Raw genomic sequence first — 19,087 nt, forward strand, 5'->3', positions numbered from 1 at the left:
TCAACGCCCGTTCGCGCTGCCATTCAAGATCGAATCTGCGCAAAGAAGCGCAAATATTAACGTTGTACCAACGAGTGTTGCCGTTATGGCGTCGCGTTGAGCTCGGGGTAGATCACGGCGGAACATTGCCGGTTCTGCGCATCGAGCAGCGCCTGCTCTGCTGCCGTCACCATGCCGGTCTCGACGGCATTCCACAGGTCGTTGGTCTTTACGCCCTCGAGCCCGCACTGGCAGTAGGTGACGCACAACTGTGCAGACGTGCCTCCCGCCTCGCAGGTGGATTGGCATGATTGGAGGAAGGTGACGTCGCGCATCGCAATCTGCGGTTGCAACAGGGCCGCCGCCGGATAGACCAGGCCGAGCAGGATGGGCTGGTGCAGCAGATAGATCAGGAGGCTCCAGCGCCCGAGGAAGGCGAGCAGGCGCGGCAGCCGGCCCGATGGCGCGATGGCCGCGAGGCGAGCCGACCACCCTGAAGCCAGCACCAGCCGCGCCGCAATGATGCCCAGCAGCATCGCACCAAACCAGGGAAAGACCGGCACCAGGTCATTGGCCGGCGGCGGCACCTGCCAGAAGCCGAGCCAGGACCAGACCTTCTCGTTGAACAGCGGATCCGAATAGAAGAACGGCAGCGCGATGACCCCGGCTGCCACCACCGCCCCCAGCCACAGCGGCGTGTGCACGAAGGCCAGACCCAGCAAGCTGAACAGCGCAATGGCATGCAGCACGCCGAAATAGACGAAGCTTTGGGGGAAGGCGAAGTATGTCGCCAGCGTGATGGCGAGAGCGCCGGCGACCACGAAGAGCCACCGCCGCCAGAAGCTGCGCCAGCGGATGCCGTCGCCATGGCCGAGCACCAGGCTGACGCCAGCAAGAAACAAGAAAACTGCGAGAATGCTGCGAGCAAACAGCACCCATGCCGGATCATAGCCGACATCGGCGGAAATGAAGCGGAAGTAACTCAGGTCCCAGCAGAAATGGTAGACCGCCATGGCGATGATGGCGACGCCACGGGCAATATCGACGATGGCGAAGCGCGGCCGGCTGCTCACGCTGCATGCCCCTTCACCACGGCGAGGAACGCCTCGCCATAGCGGTCGAGCTTGGCTTGGCCGACCCCAGGCAGGTTGAGCATGTCATGCGGATGGCGCGGTACGGCCAGCGCCATGGCGCGTAGCGTGGCGTCGTGGAAGATCACATAGGGCGGCACGCCCTGGGCCTTGGCGATACGGGTGCGTTCCTCGCGCAAAGCCTCGAACAGCGGCAGCGCATGCGGCGGGACGGTGGCGGCGCGTTCGAGCGAGCGGCGCACCTCGATCGACTTCTTCGGCCGGTCCTTGCGCAGGATGACCGACCGTTCGTGCTTGAACACGGCATGGGCCCCTTCGCCCAGCGTCAGGGCACCATGATTGGCGTGGTCGACCACGATCAGTCCCGAGGCCGTCAACTGCCGGATCACCGATTGCCACACCTTGGCGTCGAGATCGCTGCCCTGGCCGAACACCTTCTGGTGCTGGTGGCCGAAACGGGTGACCTTTTCGGTTTCCTTGCCCATGAGCACGTCGATGACATGGGCGGCGCCGAAGCGCATGCCGGTGCGGTAAATGGCGGCCAGCGCCTTGATGGCTGCTTCGGTGCCATCCCAACTTTCCACCGGCGAGCGGCAGGTATCGCAATTGCCGCAATTACCCGGATGGGACTCGCCAAAATGGCTCAGGATAGCCTTGCGCCGGCACTCGGCGGTTTCGCAGACGCCGAGCAGCGCGTTGAGCTTGCCGTGTTCGAGGCGCTTCACCTCATCGGGGGCATTGCCCTCATCGATCATGCGGCGGCGCTGCACCACGTCGGCCATGCCATAGCTCATCCAGGCATCGGCGGGCTGGCCATCGCGGCCGCCGCGGCCGGTCTCCTGGTAATAGGCTTCGATGGAGGCCGGCAGGTCCATATGCGCGACATAGCGCACATCGGGCTTGTCGATGCCCATGCCGAAGGCGACCGTCGCCACCACGCAGATATTTTCCTCCTTGAGGAAAGCATCCTGGTTGCGGCTGCGTATCTCGGGCGACAGGCCGGCGTGATAGGGCAGAGCCGGTATGCCCTTGCTCGAGAGCCAGTCGGCGGTGTCCTCGACCTTGGCGCGGCTGAGGCAATAGACGATGCCCGAACTGCCCTTATGAGCGGCGAGGAAAGCCAGCAATTGCTCGCGCGGCTTGTCGCGCTCGACGATGGAATAGGAGATGTTGGGGCGGTCGAAACTGGTGGTGAAGACCTGCGCCTGTTCGAGCCCCAATCGCTCGATGATGTCGGCGCGCGTGGTGGGATCGGCCGTGGCGGTCAGCGCAATGCGCGGCACGCCGGGGAACAGTTCCACCAGATGGATCAGTTCGCGATATTCGGGGCGGAAGTCATGCCCCCACTGGCTCACGCAATGGGCCTCGTCGATGGCAAAGAGCGCAATGTCGATGCCCGAGAGCATATTGGCAAAGCCGGGGGTCGCGACGCGTTCGGGCGCCACATAGAGCAGGTCCAGCTGTCCGTTGCGCAGCTTCCGGCGGACATCGGCCGATTCCTCCGAACTCAGCGAGGAATTGAGCGCCGCGGCCTCGACGCCGGCTTGCCTGAGCGCTTCGACCTGGTCCCGCATCAGGGCGATCAGCGGCGAAATGACGATGCCGACCCCGGGTCGGCAGATGGCTGGGATTTGGTAGCACATGGACTTGCCGGCGCCCGTGGGGAACAGCACCACGGCATCGCCGCCACCCACGACGTGCTCGACCACGTCGGCCTGCTGGCCGCGAAAGCTCTGATGGCCGAAAACGTCGCGCAGCACCGTCAGCGCATCGCGCGGCATGGCCGTCGCGCCGCTGGTGAAAAGATCCCATGCCGATTCTAGCGTGCTCACTCCGCCCTTGAATCACAGGCGCGGGGTGAGCCGCAAGGACGGGCGCAGGCTTGTGAACCGCTCAGACGTAGCCGAGGGCGGTAAACTGCTGTTCGAACCACCACCAGCCGCCCGCCGACAGCGCCGCCGCGATGGCAAAGGCGATCCAGCCGGCCATGGTGAAATTCTTGCGCTCTGCATTGCGGTATTCGAACCGCTCGCCAAACAGCAGAAAAGCCAGGCCAAAGACCAGGCAGAACGGCACCAGGATGAAGATCTTGGTCGAATATGAAATTTCGGCGGCCCCGGCCTGCGCATCGCGCAGCGGCCCCAGGACGAAGAACCAACCCAGCGCCGCGCCCCCGACCATGAAGGCAATACCGGCCAGCCGCAGCTTAATGTCTTGTGCCATTCCGCTCCCCCAAAGCGTGCTCACCCCGCCATGGAGCATGGGGCGGGGTGAGCCGCAAGACGGCACAAATCAGTCGTCGGCGCTATCCACCGACGATTTCGCCGCCATTGGGATGCAGCACCTGGCCGGACAGGTAGGAACTTTCCTCGCAGGCCAGGAACAGGTGGCAGGTGGCCACTTCATTGGGCTGGCCGGCCCGCTTCATCGGCTGGGTCGAGCCGAATTCTGCAACCTTGTCGGCCGGGAAGGTTGCCGGGATAAGCGGGGTCCAGATCGGTCCGGGCGCCACCGCGTTCACGCGGATGCCCTTTTCAGCGAGACTGCCGGCAAGCGAGCGCGTGAAGGCGACTATGGCGCCCTTGGTCGAGGAATAGTCGAGCAGCTGCGGCGAACCGCGATAGGCGGTGACCGAGGTTGTGTTGACGATCGAGGCGCCGGACTTGAGATGCGGCATGGCGGCCTGAGTCAGGTAGAAATAGCCAAAGAGGTTGGTCTGAAACGTCTTCTGCAGTTGCTCGGGCGAGATGTCGGTAATGTCGTCCTGCGGATGCTGCTCAGCGGCATTGTTGACCAGGACGTCCAGCTTGCCGCACTCCTCGATGGTCTTGCCGACGACATTGTCACAGAACGTCTTGTCGCCGACATCACCGCGCAGCAGCAGTGCCTGCTTGCCCTCGGCCTTGACGGCGGCGGCGGTGATCTTGGCGTCCTCGGTTTCCTCGAGGTAGACCAATGCGACCTCGGCGCCTTCGCGGGCGAACAGCACCGCACAGGCCCGGCCGATCCCGCTGTCGCCGCCGGTGATGATGGCCACCTTGCCGGCCAGCCGGCCATTGCCCTGAAATTTGGGCATATAGTCGGGCTTGGGATGCATCTCGGTTTCGCGCCCGGGCTGGTGATCCTGCTCTTGGGGCGGGTTGATCTTCTTGGCTGCTGAACCGGCCATGGATTTGCTCCTAATGTGCGTGATGTTCGGCGTTGCGCTTGCGGGTGGCAGCGGCCTTCTTAGCCGAGGCCGAGCGTTCGGCTGCCGAACGGCTGGCGCTGGCCTTGCCGCCCTTTTCGCCGCCCTTGTGGGAGGCGGGATGGCCGGTATCCTTGCCGCGACCGGAGCCGGACTTCTTGCCGCCGCCGTCGTCCTTGTTGACCGTGGCCCAGGCGCGAGCCTCGGCCTCCTTGTGAGACACACCCTTGGCCTCATAGCCTTCTTCGATATGTTCGGCCTTGCGCTTCTGCTTGTCGGTGTAAGCGGATTTATCGCCCTGGGGCATCGGACCTCTCCTTTGAACAGATGAGGTCCGCGCGGGTGGGACAAGGGCTCGGCTGCCGCTTCGTTGGCCGGACCGGGAAACCGGAAAAACCAGTCCGTTCCCTATACCACCGTGTCCGGTTGACGCGCGCCGGACCTCTTGGAGGCAATCGTTCAGGCGGGGGATGGTTCCTTCACAGTCGGCGGGCCGCCAGTCGCTAGCGCAGCGGCTTGCTCAGGAAGGGCGAGCCGCGGCGGACGAAGCGCCAGGGAGTGTCGACGCCCTTGGTGATGCCGATGCGGGGTCCGGTGGCGATGTCGTGGCTGCTATCCGATGGCAGCAAGGTGAACGGGGTCGCGTCGAGCGACAGGCCATTGTGCTGGATCGTCACACCAAGCGCCTGACACAGCTTGCCAGGGCCAGAACAGAGCTGGTGCTCGGGCATGCCGCCACGCCGCTCCTGCATCTCGGCCAGGCCATGCAGCGGCTCCAGGGCCCGGATCAGCACGGCGCTGCCGGGCTGGCAGACAAAGTTGAGGCACCAGTGGATGCCGTAGATCTTGTAGACATAGGCGTGGCCGGGTGGACCGAACATGGCCGCATTGCGCGGCGTCGGGCCCCGGAAGCTGTGAGAAGCCGGATCGGTCTGGTCATAGGCTTCCACCTCGACCAGCGGACCACCGACGCCATCGACCAACAGGGTGACGCCGATGAGATCGCGTGCGACATCCGGGGCGGGACGGTCGAAGAAGGTGGGGGAGAGCATCGATGCCAACAGCGGACCTCTTGGCGGGGTCTGGTGCCGCCCCACCCACCGGCCGTCACCCTCGGGCCTGACCCGAGGGCTCTTCACTTACTGCCCGTGGTAGGAAGTACAGGGCCCTCGGGTCAAGCCCGGGGGTGACGACCGAGTTTTGCAAGGCCGCAGTGCTAAGCACTTTGCCTTCAGTCCACCCTGCCCCGCGCCGCCACCGCCACGGTCTCGACCAGTTGCCCACCACGCACCAGGTGCACGTGATCAAACAGGTTGGTCACCGGGCAGCAGTGGTTGGGGATGATGGCGATCTGCTCGCCGATGACTGGCCCGCCATCGGCACAGCCCGAAACGTCGAGCGTGCCATGCTCCTCGCTCAGGCCCACGATCTTGGCGTCAGGATAGGCGGGAATGTAGCCATGGCCGACAAGGCCCAGCAGGTCGCTGGTCAGTGCCTTGCTGCCGGCATCGATGATGGCTCGGCCGGGGGTCGGATGGCTCACCACCGTGGCGAGCACGGTGAGCGCGCAATCGTCGTAGCTTGCCGCCCCGGCCGCCACCTGGGAGCGGTCCATGTAGATATAGGTGCCCGGGCGATACTCGGTGGCCACGCCCGCCTCGTCGGCATGCCAGATATCGGGCGTGCCGCCGGTGGTGATGATCGGCACAGCAATGCCCGAGGCCTCAAACAGCGCCTTGGCCTCGGCCAGCCATTGGGCGGCGGCCTTGTATTTTCCGGCCGCCGGATAGGTCATCAGCCCGAAAAATTCGAGGCCGGGGGAAGCGATGATAGTTTGCGCCAAAGCCAAGGCGGCCCCAGGCGACTGCACGCCGCAGCGGCCCATGCCGGTGTCGCATTCGACCAAAACGCCGAGCGGCTTGCCACCGGCAAAAGTCGCCGAAAGCCCGGCCACGCATTCGGCACTGTCGGCCACCACGCGGATGGTCACGCGCTCGTTGAGCGCCCTGAGCCGCTGGAGCTTGGCCGCGCCGATGATGTTGAAGGTCAGCAGCATGTCGGTGATCCCGGCATCGGCCATCACCTCGGCCTCGCCCAGCTTCTGTACGGTGATACCGACGGCGCCCAGGTCGATCGCCGCCTGGGCAAAGCGCGGCAGCTTGTGGGTCTTGATATGCGGTCGCAACTTGAGGCCGGCCCCGTCGGCAAAGGCCTGGGCTTTGCGCAGATTGGCCTCGGCGCGATCGAGGTCGATCAGGACGGCAGGCGTATCGAGCTCGGTAATGACAGTCATTTGCCCCTCAGGACTTCGTCGACGAAACGCAGGTTGCCAGCGGTAAGCCCAGCGTCGACCGGAAGCACCGTGCCGGTAATGCCGGATGCCGCGTCGGAACAGTAGAACACCGCCGCGTTGGCGACCTCCTCCGGCAGGACCATGCGGCCCAACGGGTAGTGCGGCAGCACATTGTCGAGCAGGCTAGGATCGGCGGCAAGGCGATGGTCCCAGGCTGGGGTACGGACCGAGCCGGGGCAGATCACGTTAGCGCGCACGCCCTGACCGCCCCGCTCGACGGCGATAGCCTTGGCATAGGCGACCAGGCCCGCCTTGGCTGCCGAATAGGCCGGGTTGCCGAAATGGGCCAGCGCATTGACCGATGAGATGAAGACCAGAGTCCCCCGGCCCCGCTCGGCCATGGCGGACACGATTGGGTCGGTCATGGCATAGGCGCCATTGAGGTTGATTGATAGCTCTGAGGCCCAGATATCGTCATCGACCTGGCCGAGGTGCTCGGCCCGGGTGAAGCCGGCATTGGAGACGACGGCGTCCGGAGCGCCGTGCTCGCTGAGATAGCGTTCGACGGCCGCGCGGGTCGCCTTTGGATCGGCCTGGTCGAACAGGACCTGCCCGGCAAGGTCCAGGCCCTCCAGCATGCTGGCTTCCCGATCGGCGCCGACGACGCTGGCGCCCGCTTCGCGGAACGCGTTGATCAGCGACCGGCCGATGCCGCCGCCGGCGCCGGAGATCAGCACCGTCTTGCCGTCGAGGCGGAAGGGCGAGGTCATGTCAGGGTCCCTTATACGCCACGCACTCGATCTCGACCTTGCAGTCGACCATCATGTGGCTCTGTACGCAGGCGCGGGCCGGCGGGTTGTCGCCGAAATAGCTTTTATAAACAGCGTTGAAGCTCCAGAAGTCGCGGGGGTCGTCGAGCCAGACGCCGCAGCGGACGACGTGTTCGAGGCCGTAGCCGGCTTCTTCGAGGATGGCGACGAGATTCTTGATAGTCAGGTGGGTCTGCTCGACAATGCCAACCCCTTGAATTTCCCCGTCTTTCATCGCCACCTGGCCGGAAACGAAGAGGAAGCCACCGGCTTCGACGGCGCGGGCGAAGGGGAGGTTCTGGCCACCAGCACCGGACTTCTCGGCTCCATAGCGCTTGATCGGCATTTTCGGTCCTTCTGAAAGTGAATTTCGTTTGTCTGCACATTAGCGCGCAAAAATCGCCATTTCATCGACAATTCTGGCCAGAAATGTAAATTTCTTACGTGATTGGCGTCATTACCCTATGCTAGCTTGATCCGGCGGCGTGACCAGCATGCTGCCAGCTTTCTTGCCCTTTTCTGCAGGTTTTCTCGTGCGCGTCTTCACCGCAGCCCTGGCCACCGAGACCAACACGTTTTCGCCGATCGCCATCGACCGGCGCGCCTTCGAGGCATCGCTCTATGCGCGACCCGGCGAGCATCCGGCGACGCCGACATTGTGCACCGCGCCGATCACGGTGGGCCGCGAAGTCTGCGCGCGGGAGGGCTGGGAGCTGATCGAGGGCAGCGCCAGCTGGGCCGACCCGGCCGGCCTGGTGGCGCGAGCGACTTACGAAGAGCTGCGCGACGAGATTCTTGAGCAGTTGCGGGCCGCCATGCCGGTCGATGGCGTGGTGCTGGGGCTGCATGGCGCCATGGTTACGCAGGGATATGACGACCCCGAGGGCGACCTGCTGAGCCGGGTGCGCGAGATCGTGGGACCGGACGTGCTGGTCTGTGCCGAGCTCGATCCGCATAGCCACCTGACGGCCAAGCGCGTGGCGGCGGCCAACTTCTTCGTGGTGTTCAAGGAATTTCCCCATACCGACTTCGTCGACCGGGCGCGCGACCTGTGGTCGATCGCGGTGCGGACGCTCAAGGGCGAGATCAAGCCGGTCATGTCGGTCTTCGACTGCCGGATGATTGACGTGTTCCCGACGTCCAAGCAGCCGATGCGGGGCTTTGTCGACAAGCTGTATGCGCTCGAAAAGTCCCAGCCCGGTCTGCTGTCCCTGTCGGTCATCCATGGCTTCATGGCCGGCGACGTGCCGGAATTGGGCACCAAGGTCATCGCGGTGACCGATGGCGACGCGGCGCAGGGCGCGGCGCTGGCTGAGGCGCTGGGGCGCGAACTGTTTGCCATGCGCGGTACCTTCATGGTGACCCAGGTGGACGAGACGGTTGCGGTCGACGCCGCCATCGCCGCACCACGGGGGCCGGTGGTGATTGCCGATGTGTGGGACAATCCCGGTGGCGGCACGGCGGGGGACGCGACGGTGATCCTGGCCGAACTGATCGCCCGGGGGGTGACCGATGTGGCGGTTGGTACCATCTGGGATCCGATCGCGGTGCAGATCTGCTTTGCTGCCGGCGAGGGCGCCGTCATCCCACTGCGTTTCGGTGCCAAATCGGCGCCGCATACGGGCAACCCGATCGACAAATTGGTGACGGTGCGGCGCTTGGTGCAAAACGCCGAAATGCGGTTCGGCGAGAGCTTCGCCCCGTTTGGCGACGCGGCCTGGATCAGCTTCGACGGGATCGACGTGATCCTCAATTCCACGCGGGCGCAGAGTTTTGATCCGAGCCTGTTTTCGGCGCTGGGGATCGAGCCGAGATCGCGGAAGATCCTGCTGATCAAGTCGACGAACCACTTCTACGACAGTTTCAGCAAGATCGCGTCGGAGATCGTCTATTGCTCGGCGGGCAGGCCGTATCCGAACCGGCCGGCCGAGACGGAGTACAAGAAGGCGCGGCGGGATATCTGGCCGATGGTGGAGAATCCGTGGGGGTAGTGGGGCGCAGGGCGGTGCCGCCCGTTCCTCCCCCGCTTGCGGGGGAGGGGGACCGCCGATAGGCGGTGGAGGGGGGTGCCGCTTGCGCTGCGCATGCCCCAGCCATTGTCCGGTGCGTGGGGCTCCCCTCTCCACCACGCTACGCGTGGTCCCCCTCTCCCGCAGGCGGGAGAGGAAACGCCGGCCACATATCGTGTCAGTCCGCCGCCCAGTTGCCATACATGATCGGCATGGTGCCCACGAGCGCCCTAAACCGCTCCCAGCTCTTGCGTTCGGGCAAAGTCCAGGCGGATTCGGCGATGGCCGATAGCCTGGGGAAGACCAGGCGGTCGAAGATGGCACGGTCGGTCATGGACTCGGACCAGATGCAGGCCTGGATGCCAAGCAGGTGCTTGAGGCCATTCTCGGACATGCCCTCGCGGCTCTCGAACTCATAGGTTTCCTGCGGGCCCGACCAGCCGGCCCAGCCGGCGCCGGGCTCGGCCCAGGCCACGCCATTGGCCATGTCGAGATAGTAGCGCTGGCCGGGGGAGACGACGATGTCGTAGCCGCGCTCGGCCAGGGCAGCGTTGATCTCGACATTGCGCCAGCCGATGACGAAGCTCTTGTCCTTGTCGACGGCATCGCCATGGGCTGCCTCTTCCCAGCCGCCGGTGATGGCGCCCTTGCTGGCAATGTATTTGTGGACGCGGCGGATGAACTCGGCCTGGATGACCGCCGTGGGCGAGCCCTCGATCTCGTCGGCGCCATGATGGTTGCCGAGCTGGTTGTACTGCGCCTCATGCTTCCGGCGCATTTCGGGGCCGGCCAGCCGCTCGATCATGTCGAGGGCCAGCGGCGAGCCGGACCAGGCCGCCAGCGGCACCTCGTCGGCGCCGAGGTGAAAGACGCCAGCCGGGAACAGCTCGAGCATTTCGTCGATAACGGTTTCGACGAACTTGTAGACCGGCTCATGGGCCGGGTTGAGGCTGTTATTGGGGAAGCCCTGCACCGACTGGTATTCGCCGGTTTCGTTGGGGTCGCGCAGTTCCGGCACGGACTGGAGGGCAGCGTAGAAATGACCCGGCATGTCGATTTCGGGGATGACTGCGATGGCGAGATCGTCGGCCAGGGCGACGATTTCGCGGATCACTGCCTTGGAATAATAGCCGCCCGTCGGATGCGGCCCCGAGCCCAGCAATGGCGGCAGCGCCTTGCCATGGCCGCGCCAGGCGCCGATCTCGGTCAACGCAGGATAGGCATCGATCTCCACGCGCCAGGCCTCGTCCTCGCTCAGATGCCAGTGGAACTTGTTGAGCTTGTTCCAGGACATGAGCTTGAGAAGGCGGCTGACTTCGGCGCCCGAATAGAACTGCCGCGCCACGTCGAGGTGGCAGCCGCGATAGCGCAAGCCGGGTTCGTCGGTGATGGTGCCGCCTGATGGAAAGATGAAGGTCTGCGGATATTGTTTGGCGCCGCGCAGGATGTGGCCCAGCGTCACCAGGCCATAGAACATGCCCTGCCGCGTCGTGGCCTCGACCACCAGAGCGTCGCTGGCAAACTGGATCTCGTAGGCCTCGGCGGCCATTCCGTCCCTATGGCGGATGGTTACCTGGAGGCCGGCCTCGGAGGCCGGCCGGACGAGGCCTTCCACGGGAAAGAGGTCGGCGACAAGATTGGCAAAGGCGGAAGCGGCGCGGCGCGCGTCGTGGCCAACCGGCTTGAGGTCGAGGCCCGGAGGGGCGGTGCGGGCGCCCGTTGTGTCCACCGACTTCGGCCAGGGGATTATTGACACCGGCACCGGCGCCTTTGCGGGCACCGGGAACCTGGCCGCCCCCTTGAGCAGGGGCGAATTGTGACCCTTGGCCCTCGTGGGTGCGGTCGCCAGGGTGACGATCGTGCCATCGTTGAGTTCGACATAGCCGGAATTGGCGCCATCGCTCCAGTGACGCAGGCCATAGGAGAGGCCGCGGGCAGTCGAAATCCAGGTCTCGCCCGGCTGCAGCACAAAGCCGTCGGGCGGCGCGATCAGCGTGTGGTTGGACAGGCGCTTGAGCAGCTTGCCGTTTTCCAGCGTCGCATGCGGATCGATCCGTGCCGGTCCCGAGAAGCCAAGCCTGAAATTGCTGACGGGCACATCGCCGGTATTGGTCAGCTCGATGCCATAGCCGAGGGGCGCATCGTCCGTGGCGGGGGTCCAGGTGGTGACGAGGGAGAATGAGGTGGTCATTGGGAAACACTCTTGGTCGGATGTGTGGCTCCCCTCCCCCTTGAGGGGAGGGGTGGGGGTGGGGGTCCGGCGGTGATCAACTGAACGACCCCCTCCCTCGATCCCTCCCCTCAAGGGGGAGGGAAGGATGACTGATGCTGCGGGGCCTAATCCCCCAGCGGCTGGGCGTCGTCGCCATCGCGGTTGACGACGAGCTGGTGCTTGATGCGGCGCATGCTGGCAACGGCGGAGGGGCCGAGGCGGGTGGCGACGGTCTGGGCCAGCACGTCGACCGTGGCAAGGAAGGCGTAGCGGCCGGGCGTGGGGCGCAGGATATCGGTATTTTCGTGCCAGTTGACCGGCAGCAGGATGTCGGACTGGGCCGAAACCATGGAGGCCGAGCGGGTGATGACGATGCGGGTCAGCCCGTATTCGCCCGCCACGGTGAGGGTCTTGGCCAGTTGCGCATTGTTGCCGGAGAGCGAAAAGGCGACGATCACCGTACCCGGAGGCGCGGCGGCAGCACGCATCATCTGGAGCTGATGGTCATCGGTCGAGGCGACCTTGAGGCCGAGGCGGAACAGCCGCGTCTCGATCTCGCCGGCCATCATCGAAGAGGCGCCACCCGAGCCGAAGGACAGCACGAAGCTTGACTTGACGATGCTTTCGGCGGCGCGCTCGACGGCGGCGAAATCGAGATGGTCGAAGGTTTCGTAGATGATGGACTGGATGCCGTTGACGACGCCCTGGGCGATCTCGTGCACGCTGGAGGGGCCGGCCGACGGGGCGAAATAGCGCTGCCCGACAAAGCGGGACTGGGCCAGCCGCACCTTGAAATCGGCATAGCTGTCGCAGCCCAGACGCCGGCAGAAGCGGGTGACGGTCGGCGGCGACACGGCGGCTTGGGCCGCGAGGTCGACGATGGACATCTTGAGCACGCTGTCGACATCGGCGAGGACGATTTCGGTCAGGGCGCGCTCGGAGCGGGTGAACTCGTTCTTCTCGGTCTGAAGCAGGCCGACAATGTCCAGCATGGTCCCCTCCGCGGCAGTGGCCACCGTCAGTACACGGCCAGGCCCGCGGAGTCGAAGAGATGCACCTGGCCCAGCGAGAAGCCGACCTGGAGCGGGCGCCCTTCGGGCACTTCGGGGTCGCCTTCGAAGAGGCCGACGAAGTTCTCGCCGCCGGGAAGATCGGCATAAGTCACGGTGTGGATGCCCAGATGCTCGACGATCTTGGGCGTGACGGCGAGGGTGAACTCCCCCTGCCCCAGGCGCAGATGCTCGGGGCGGATGCCCACGGTCACGGACTGGCCGGCAACGGCCCTGGATTGGCGCGGCAGGTTCATGGTGCCCAGGGCGCCCAGGTCGATAGTGGCGGTCGTGCCGTCGGCTGATGTCACCGTGCCATTGATGAAGTTCATCTTGGGCGAGCCGATGAAGCCGGCCACGAAGAGATTGTCGGGCTTGTGGTAGAGCTGGAGGGGCGAACCGACCTGGGAAATGGTACCGGCATCGAGCACCACGATCTTGTCGGCCATGGTCATGGCTTCGACCTGGTCGTGGGTGACGTAGATCATGGTGGAGCCCAGGCGCTTGTGCAGCTCCATCAGTTCGATGCGCATTTCGGAGCGCAGCGCGGCGTCGAGGTTGGAGAGCGGCTCGTCGAACAGGAAAATCTTGGGCTGGCGCACGATGGCGCGGCCGATGGCGACGCGTTGGCGCTGGCCGCCGGAAAGGGTGCCAGGACGCTGCTGCAGGCGGGATTCGAGCTGCAGCACGCGGGCGGCGGCGCCGACGCGCTTGTCGACCTCGGCCTGCGGCAGGCGCTCGACGCGCAGCGGAAAGGCGATGTTTTCGTAAACCGACATATGGGGGTAGAGCGCGTAGCTCTGGAACACCATGGCAATGCCGCGCTGCACCGGCGGCAGGTCGTTGACGGTGCGGCCGCCGATGACGATCTCGCCCGAGCTCACCTCTTCGAGGCCGGCAATCATGCGCAGGAGGGTGGACTTGCCGCAGCCGGAGGGGCCGACGAAGACCACGAACTCGCCTTCGGAAACCTCCAGGTCGATGCCCTTGATGATGTGGGCTTCGTTGAAGGACTTTTCCACGCGCTTGAGGCTGAGCTGGGACATCGTTGTGGCTCCGGTCGGCGGGGCTGGTCCCGCGGGCTGGCAATAGGGGGTGCCGCCGCCATCCCGGAGGACGGCGGCGGCGGGAGGATTACTTGTACTGCTCGAGTTCGCCGGCAGCCTTGGTGAGGGCAGCGGCAGGCTCGGCAGCGCCGGTGACGACCGACTGGACCATTTCGATCATGACGTTCTGCAGGCCGAGATAGTCGGTCAGCAGCGGCTCGGGACCACCAAAGGCGATACCGTCGAAGAAGGGTTTCCAGTTCGGATCGGCAGCGACGATGGCGTCGGCGGCCGGGCCGGGACGGAGTGGGGTCAGGCCCTGCTCGGCTTCATAGGCGGTCTGGTTTTCGGGGTTGGTGAGGAAGATGGCCAGATCCTTGGCCTGTTCTTCAACGCCCGAGCCCTTGAACACGGCCATCGAGTCGGTGATCAGCAGCGTGCCCGGACCCTTGGCGGACGGACCCTGCGGCAGGGTGGTGACACCCCACTTGAAGGGCGCGTCGGCCAGCAGGTTCAGGGCGCCCGAAGCGGCCTCGATCATGCCCAGCTTGCCATCGAGGAAGATGGCACGGACTTCGTTCTGCTCGTAGGCGGTCGGGCCTTCTTCGGCATAGGGAACGATGTCGCGCAGGGCGGTCAGGGCTTCCAGGTTCTGCGGGCTGTCGAGCACGATGTTGTTGTCGGCATCGATGACCAGGCCGTCATTGGAATAAACCCAATGGAGGAACTGGTGCATGGTGTTGTCGAAGGTCTTGGCGACAACGCCGTAGCCGGCCGCGTCGGTCTTTTCGGTGATGGCCTTGGCGAACTCGATCTTCTCGGCGAACGTGGTCGGCGGCTTCTCGGGATCGAGACCGGCGGCCTCGAAGAGGTCCTTGTTCCAGTACAGCGCCTTGGTCGAGAAGGCGACCGGGCGGCCCCACTGGGTGCCGTCAAAGGTCACGGTGTCGGCGACATAGGGGTAGTAGGTGGCCTTTTCCTCGTCGGTCATCGGCATGTCGATGATGAGGTCGTTGGAGGCGAGCTGCTTGAGGGCGCGCGAGCCGATATAGGCCAGGCCCACGGGGGTGCCGGCGACGGCGAGCGTGGTCACCTTGTCCTGGCACTGGCCCCAGCCCACGACTTCGACCTGAACGTCGAAACCGGGATTGGCGGCTTCCCAGGCCTCGATGGTGGCGACGTGGACGGGGCTGGGCGTATCGCCGCATTCCACGAACTGGATGACCTGGTCCTGCGCGGCGGCATAAGCCGTCGAAGCAAGCAGCGCGACAATCGCACCACCCAGAATCTTGGATTTCGTCATTGTTGTTACCTTCCCTTGCTTCACTGCCCCTGGGGGCGAGTTGCTTGTTCGCCCCGAGGGGCAAGACGCTTGGGCCATGGTGCTGCCCGGAAACCTAAGTCCCTTTGTTTCCGGCCACGGCCTAAGTTTTCACGGCGCCAGCGGTGAGGCCGGCGACGAGATATCGTTGTAGAAAGACGATCAGAATGAGCACTGGCGCGATGCCGACGAAGCTGGCGGCCATGAGCTCGTTCCACACCACTTCCTGGCGGCCGAAATAGGCGAACAGGCCGATCGCAAGGGGCATGAACTCGGTTTTGGAGTTGAAGGTCAGCGCAAAGATGAACTGCTGCGCATAGGCTCCGATGAAGGTGGTGATGGCGACGACCGCGATGCCGGGCATGGCGATCGGCAGGATGACGCGGCGCAGGGTATAGAGGCGGGATGCGCCATCGACCCAGGCGGCCTCGTCGAGCTCGCGCGGAATGCGCATCATGTAGGTGCGCAAAAGCCAGATGGCCGACGGGATGAGGAAGGCGGCGCCGGGCACGATCATGGCCCAGTAGGTGTTGAGCAGCCCCATCTGACGCATCAGGCGGAAGAGCGGGATGAGCAGCACCGCGCCCGAGAACATGTTGACGGCGAGGAACGCCGCCAGCAGCGGGCCGCGGCCGGGGAACGGGAAGCGGGCGAAAGCATAGGCCGCCGGCACGACCATGATCAGCACGAGCGCCGTGGCGGTGGTCGAGATGAACAGCGAATTGACGATATAGCGCCAGAAGCCGGGCACCGATTCCCACATGGTGAAATAGGCGGTGAGCGAACCTTCCTGCGGCCAGAAGCTGTAGGGCGAGGAGAACAGGCGCGACAGGGGCTTCAGCGAAACCATGAAGCCTTCGATGAAGGGCGCCAGCACGAAGAACAGGAACACCGCGATGCCGGCATAGATGGCGGCATATTCGTACCAGGTGTAGCGGTCGATCATGGCGCGGACGGCCTTGGCCGGCTTGGCCTTGGCCAGGTTCGGCGCAACGGCGGCGTCATCGGCCGGATGGGCGACTTTCTGCGCTGCGGTCATCGGTTCGCTGGTCATGCGCGTTCTCCGGTGTTGATCTTGCCCACGACGCGGAAGTAGGCGAGGCAGAACAGCGACAGGAAGATGCAGATCATCACGGCACGGGCGGCACCTTCGCCATATTTGTAGGAGCCGATGGCGGTCTTGTAGGTGTCGATGATCATGGTCGTGGTGGAGCCGGACGGGCCGCCGCGGGTCAGGATCCAGATGATGTCGAACGAATTGAAGGTCGCGATCAGCGAGAGCAGGCTCATGGTCACCATGGCCGGGATGATCATGGGCAGGGTGATGCGGCGGAAGCGGTAGAAGCGGCCGGCGCCATCGGTCCAGGCGGCCTCGTAGAGGTCGCGGGGGATCGATTGCATGGCGGCCAAGAGGTAGATGGTGACCAGCGGCACGCCGATCCATACGTCGGTGACGATGGTGGCCCAGAAGGCGGTGTTGCCATAGGCAAGCCAGGCGACCGGCCCATCGACGATGCCGAAATTCTGCAGCAGGCCCGAAATCATGCCGAACTGGCCGTTATACATCCAGCCCCACATGAAGATGCCGATAGCCATGGGCACGACCCAGGGCGGCATGGTGAGGATGCGGAACAGGGCACGACCAGGCACGGCCGCGTTGAGCAGCACGGCGCCACAGGTGCCGATGATCATCTTTATGGAGACCGAAAAGAAGGTCCAGATGAAGGTGCGCACGATCACCTCGCCGAAATTGGCGCCGAAGATCTTCTGGTAGTTGGCCCAGCCGACCCAGCTATAGGCGGGCTTGAGCGCCGCGTTGGTGAAGCTGAGATTGACCGTGTCGACCAGCGGATAGGCGACGATGGCGATGATGTAGACCAGAGCCGGAGCCAGCAGGGCAAAAGCGAAAATCGAAGCGCTACGGGTACCGGTCATGTGCCTTCTCCTCAGCTCGCCCGCCCAAGGGCCGCGTCGAATTGCTGCCAGATCGGGCTCATGTCGATGACGGAGCGGGTTCGCATCGCCTGGTCCATGGAGAGGGCCAGGAGCCCCGCCTCAAGTGCGTCGGTGACCGAAACCGGCAAGGGCGCGCCGTCCTGCATGTGCTTGAGGATGTCCTCGGCCATCTGCTCGTCGGCACCGTAGTGCTGGCTGAGCTCGCTCATCTTGTAGGTGGTATCGATCAGCCTGTCCGAGGTGCGCGAGTCGGTGACGCGCAGGAAATTGCGGATGAAGTCACCCTCGGCCATGCCCTGGGCACCCATCACCGCGAAGCGCCGGAAATCGTCGGGCACGTTGAGGTTGGTGTGGAAGGTCAGCGCGGCGCCATTCTCGTACTGCACGATGGCGGTCTGGAAATCGATGATGTCTCCGTCGCTGTCGAACACCTTGTCGCTGCCCTGCCAGCCGCTGGGCTTGCGGTGATAGACTTCCATGTCGTTGATGCCGACATTGGCCGGTGCGTTTGATGGAACGAAGGTGCGACGGCCGCCGAAGCTGGACACATATTGCGGTCGGCAGCCCATGACGCCGTTATAGAGATCGAGGTCGTGACAGCACTTCTCGAGCATGAAGCTGCCCGAATAGCGCTCGTACCGGCGCCAGTCGCGCATGAAGAAGGCGCCGTGATAGGGCGGAATATGCTCGGAGGCCTCTATGGAGGTTATGTCACCCAGCAGGCCCTCGGCCTGGGCCTTGCGCAGGTCGACATAGAGCGGCGCGTAGCGCAGCACGAGGCCGACCATGAGGTTGTCGGAGCCGTATTGCGCGATGAGCCGGGCCAGCTCCATGGTGTCTTCGACCGATGTCACCACCGGTTTTTCGGTGAAGATCTTCATGCCGCGCTCGAGGCCGGTGCGGATATGGTCGAGATGGAGGTGGTTGGGCGAACCCACCATCAGCAGATCGAGCTTTTCGCTATCGAGCATCTGCTCGAGCGAAGCGAACTGGGTGCCGAGCGAAACGCCGTGCTCGGTGGCATAGGGCAGGCCGGCCGGGGCCGGATCGACATAACCGGCAATGGAAAAGTCCGGCCGGGCGGCGGAGAAGACCCGCGCCAGATAGCCCAGACGATATCCGAGGCCGATAATGCCTACCCGCATACTTGCCGTCCCTGTTCTTAGACCGCCAATCTCTGCCGGATTGGTGTGGTATTCTGTAAACGATTTTCAAGATTAGGATCGTTTCGAAAGCCATGTCAACACGAATCCGTCACAGGTTCAATACCAATTTAAGCCACCCCCGAATTTTGCCCAAAGAGGCGGCATTTCGCCGATTTTCTGGGCGTTCCACGCATTGGCGGGATGTGGACAAGCTCCGGCCAAGGCGGCAACCCTGCCAAATTGGTATTCATCTGGGCTCTAGTGGTCACTTTCACCCTTGTGGGGTCCATGAAAATTTGGAACACAATTGCTGAACATGTATCGCGTGCGATCTTCGGTCGCCGCCCAAACCCCTCGCGAGAGCTTCATGAGCAGCATCAACCCATTTCCCAACGACCCCGATCGCAGTGCCATCTGGACCATGCTGGTGGAGCGCGACATCGCCGCCTTCGTCGCCGCCGACTGGAGCATGGTCGACGGCGATTTCATCAAGGAGGGGTTCCTGGGCATCAACGGCAAGAAGTCCGGCAATCCCGATGACTGGCGTATCAGCTTCCCCACGCTCGAAGCCTATCGCGACGACTGGATCCGCCAGGCCAAGGAGAGCCAGAAGCTCGACTATGCCGAGGACGTGCTTGATGGCATCCATCGCGCCACCAGCCTCACCGAGATCGAGATCAACGGCGATATCGCCATCGCGCACAAGAAGTTCGACGGCGAGATCAGGCTCAGCGACGGCGGCAAGGACGTGCTGAACTGGCAGACGCTGTACTTCTGCCGGAAGGTGGGAGGCGTGTGGAAGCTGACCGGTTTTGCCGGGTACCTGCCCTATCCGATGGGGCGGTAGCGACGCTTTACTTGCGCGATGTCATCCCGGCGCAGGCCGGGTTCCATATCCGCATACCTCCCTTGGCGCCTTCGGTCCGGGCGAAATGCGGACTTAGATTCCGGCCTTCGCCGGAATGACCCGGTGGTTTCAATAGATATAGT

Annotated in this window: 18 protein-coding genes; 2 read left to right on the forward strand and 16 right to left on the reverse strand. The window is 64.3% G+C overall.

The annotated features are described in order from the left end of the window. Positions 1–83: 83 nt before the first annotated feature. The 9 genes from JI749_RS00215 to JI749_RS00255 form a co-directional block, all read right to left on the reverse strand. Positions 84–1,052: a DUF1624 domain-containing protein gene (locus tag JI749_RS00215; RefSeq protein WP_201657037.1), complete on the reverse strand. Its 969-nt coding sequence runs from the start codon at positions 1,050–1,052 to the stop codon at positions 84–86. After that, positions 1,049–2,851, reverse strand: coding sequence for a DNA helicase RecQ (gene recQ, locus JI749_RS00220; protein ID WP_201662368.1), 1,803 nt, complete (start codon positions 2,849–2,851; stop codon positions 1,049–1,051). The genes JI749_RS00215 and recQ overlap by 4 nt, the downstream gene beginning before the upstream one ends. 112 nt (positions 2,852–2,963) lie before the next feature. Continuing rightward, positions 2,964–3,293, reverse strand: coding sequence for a hypothetical protein (locus JI749_RS00225; RefSeq protein WP_201657040.1), 330 nt, complete (start codon positions 3,291–3,293; stop codon positions 2,964–2,966). Positions 3,294–3,375: 82 nt separating this feature from the next. Beyond that, the gene (locus JI749_RS00230) at positions 3,376–4,239 is read right to left on the reverse strand and encodes an SDR family oxidoreductase (RefSeq protein WP_201657043.1); all 864 of its coding nucleotides are present in this window, start codon (positions 4,237–4,239) and stop codon (positions 3,376–3,378) included. Between the two features lie 10 nt (positions 4,240–4,249). Next, a complete protein-coding gene (locus JI749_RS00235) occupies positions 4,250–4,564 on the reverse strand; it encodes a plasmid stabilization protein (RefSeq protein ID WP_201657046.1) in 315 nt (104 codons plus the stop codon). Positions 4,565–4,760: 196 nt separating this feature from the next. After that, complete coding sequence (locus JI749_RS00240) at positions 4,761–5,309, reverse strand: DNA-3-methyladenine glycosylase (RefSeq protein WP_201662371.1); 549 nt, start codon at positions 5,307–5,309, stop codon at positions 4,761–4,763. Positions 5,310–5,488: 179 nt separating this feature from the next. Next, on the reverse strand, positions 5,489–6,550 hold the full coding sequence (locus JI749_RS00245; RefSeq protein ID WP_201657049.1) for a D-TA family PLP-dependent enzyme: 1,062 nt from the start codon (positions 6,548–6,550) through the stop codon (positions 5,489–5,491). Next, positions 6,547–7,320, reverse strand: a complete 774-nt coding sequence (locus JI749_RS00250; RefSeq protein WP_201657052.1) for an SDR family oxidoreductase — start codon at positions 7,318–7,320, stop codon at positions 6,547–6,549. The genes JI749_RS00245 and JI749_RS00250 overlap by 4 nt, the downstream gene beginning before the upstream one ends. A gap of 1 nt (position 7,321) precedes the next feature. Next, positions 7,322–7,705: a RidA family protein gene (locus JI749_RS00255; RefSeq protein ID WP_201657056.1), complete on the reverse strand. Its 384-nt coding sequence runs from the start codon at positions 7,703–7,705 to the stop codon at positions 7,322–7,324. A 187-nt stretch (positions 7,706–7,892) separates the two neighbouring features. Here JI749_RS00255 and JI749_RS00260 point away from each other — a divergent pair, with 187 nt between their 5' ends. After that, positions 7,893–9,350: a M81 family metallopeptidase gene (locus JI749_RS00260; RefSeq protein WP_201662375.1), complete on the forward strand. Its 1,458-nt coding sequence runs from the start codon at positions 7,893–7,895 to the stop codon at positions 9,348–9,350. Between the two features lie 196 nt (positions 9,351–9,546). Here the strand turns inward: JI749_RS00260 and JI749_RS00265 are convergent, their stop codons facing one another. From JI749_RS00265 to JI749_RS00295, 7 genes are all read right to left on the reverse strand, one after another. Beyond that, positions 9,547–11,559 carry a beta-N-acetylhexosaminidase gene (locus JI749_RS00265; RefSeq protein ID WP_201657059.1) on the reverse strand — a complete coding sequence of 671 codons (2,013 nt, stop codon included), beginning with the start codon at positions 11,557–11,559 and terminating at the stop codon, positions 9,547–9,549. Positions 11,560–11,705: 146 nt separating this feature from the next. Next, positions 11,706–12,572, reverse strand: coding sequence for a MurR/RpiR family transcriptional regulator (locus JI749_RS00270; RefSeq protein ID WP_201657062.1), 867 nt, complete (start codon positions 12,570–12,572; stop codon positions 11,706–11,708). A 26-nt stretch (positions 12,573–12,598) separates the two neighbouring features. After that, complete coding sequence (locus JI749_RS00275) at positions 12,599–13,675, reverse strand: ABC transporter ATP-binding protein (protein WP_201657065.1); 1,077 nt, start codon at positions 13,673–13,675, stop codon at positions 12,599–12,601. Positions 13,676–13,763: 88 nt separating this feature from the next. Beyond that, complete coding sequence (locus JI749_RS00280) at positions 13,764–14,978, reverse strand: extracellular solute-binding protein (RefSeq protein ID WP_201657068.1); 1,215 nt, start codon at positions 14,976–14,978, stop codon at positions 13,764–13,766. A 121-nt stretch (positions 14,979–15,099) separates the two neighbouring features. Continuing rightward, complete coding sequence (locus JI749_RS00285) at positions 15,100–15,942, reverse strand: carbohydrate ABC transporter permease (RefSeq protein WP_201662378.1); 843 nt, start codon at positions 15,940–15,942, stop codon at positions 15,100–15,102. A 104-nt stretch (positions 15,943–16,046) separates the two neighbouring features. Continuing rightward, on the reverse strand, positions 16,047–16,931 hold the full coding sequence (locus JI749_RS00290; RefSeq protein WP_201657071.1) for a carbohydrate ABC transporter permease: 885 nt from the start codon (positions 16,929–16,931) through the stop codon (positions 16,047–16,049). A gap of 11 nt (positions 16,932–16,942) precedes the next feature. Beyond that, positions 16,943–18,097: a Gfo/Idh/MocA family protein gene (locus JI749_RS00295; protein ID WP_201657074.1), complete on the reverse strand. Its 1,155-nt coding sequence runs from the start codon at positions 18,095–18,097 to the stop codon at positions 16,943–16,945. A 367-nt stretch (positions 18,098–18,464) separates the two neighbouring features. On the opposite strand from JI749_RS00295, the gene JI749_RS00300 reads away from it, so the two are divergent. Further along, the gene (locus tag JI749_RS00300) at positions 18,465–18,944 is read left to right on the forward strand and encodes a hypothetical protein (protein ID WP_201657077.1); all 480 of its coding nucleotides are present in this window, start codon (positions 18,465–18,467) and stop codon (positions 18,942–18,944) included. The last annotated feature ends 143 nt before the right edge of the window (positions 18,945–19,087 follow it).

It is taken from the genome of Devosia oryziradicis, assembly GCF_016698645.1.
GTDB lineage: Bacteria > Pseudomonadota > Alphaproteobacteria > Rhizobiales > Devosiaceae > Devosia > Devosia oryziradicis.

Excerpts from the sequence above, each read along its gene's own strand:
- recQ (WP_201662368.1), bottom strand. The coding sequence starts at position 2,851 with ATGCCGCGCGATGCGCTGACGGTGCTGCGCGACGTTTTCGGCCATCAG.
- JI749_RS00225 (WP_201657040.1), bottom strand. The coding sequence starts at position 3,293 with ATGGCACAAGACATTAAGCTGCGGCTGGCCGGTATTGCCTTCATGGTC.
- JI749_RS00230 (WP_201657043.1), bottom strand. The coding sequence starts at position 4,239 with ATGGCCGGTTCAGCAGCCAAGAAGATCAACCCGCCCCAAGAGCAGGAT.
- JI749_RS00235 (WP_201657046.1), bottom strand. The coding sequence starts at position 4,564 with ATGCCCCAGGGCGATAAATCCGCTTACACCGACAAGCAGAAGCGCAAG.
- JI749_RS00240 (WP_201662371.1), bottom strand. The coding sequence starts at position 5,309 with ATGCTCTCCCCCACCTTCTTCGACCGTCCCGCCCCGGATGTCGCACGC.
- JI749_RS00245 (WP_201657049.1), bottom strand. The coding sequence starts at position 6,550 with ATGACTGTCATTACCGAGCTCGATACGCCTGCCGTCCTGATCGACCTC.
- JI749_RS00250 (WP_201657052.1), bottom strand. The coding sequence starts at position 7,320 with ATGACCTCGCCCTTCCGCCTCGACGGCAAGACGGTGCTGATCTCCGGC.
- JI749_RS00255 (WP_201657056.1), bottom strand. The coding sequence starts at position 7,705 with ATGCCGATCAAGCGCTATGGAGCCGAGAAGTCCGGTGCTGGTGGCCAG.
- JI749_RS00265 (WP_201657059.1), bottom strand. The coding sequence starts at position 11,559 with ATGACCACCTCATTCTCCCTCGTCACCACCTGGACCCCCGCCACGGAC.
- JI749_RS00270 (WP_201657062.1), bottom strand. The coding sequence starts at position 12,572 with ATGCTGGACATTGTCGGCCTGCTTCAGACCGAGAAGAACGAGTTCACC.
- JI749_RS00275 (WP_201657065.1), bottom strand. The coding sequence starts at position 13,675 with ATGTCCCAGCTCAGCCTCAAGCGCGTGGAAAAGTCCTTCAACGAAGCC.
- JI749_RS00280 (WP_201657068.1), bottom strand. The coding sequence starts at position 14,978 with ATGACGAAATCCAAGATTCTGGGTGGTGCGATTGTCGCGCTGCTTGCT.
- JI749_RS00285 (WP_201662378.1), bottom strand. The coding sequence starts at position 15,942 with ATGATCGACCGCTACACCTGGTACGAATATGCCGCCATCTATGCCGGC.
- JI749_RS00290 (WP_201657071.1), bottom strand. The coding sequence starts at position 16,931 with ATGACCGGTACCCGTAGCGCTTCGATTTTCGCTTTTGCCCTGCTGGCT.
- JI749_RS00295 (WP_201657074.1), bottom strand. The coding sequence starts at position 18,097 with ATGCGGGTAGGCATTATCGGCCTCGGATATCGTCTGGGCTATCTGGCG.
- JI749_RS00300 (WP_201657077.1), top strand. The coding sequence starts at position 18,465 with ATGAGCAGCATCAACCCATTTCCCAACGACCCCGATCGCAGTGCCATC.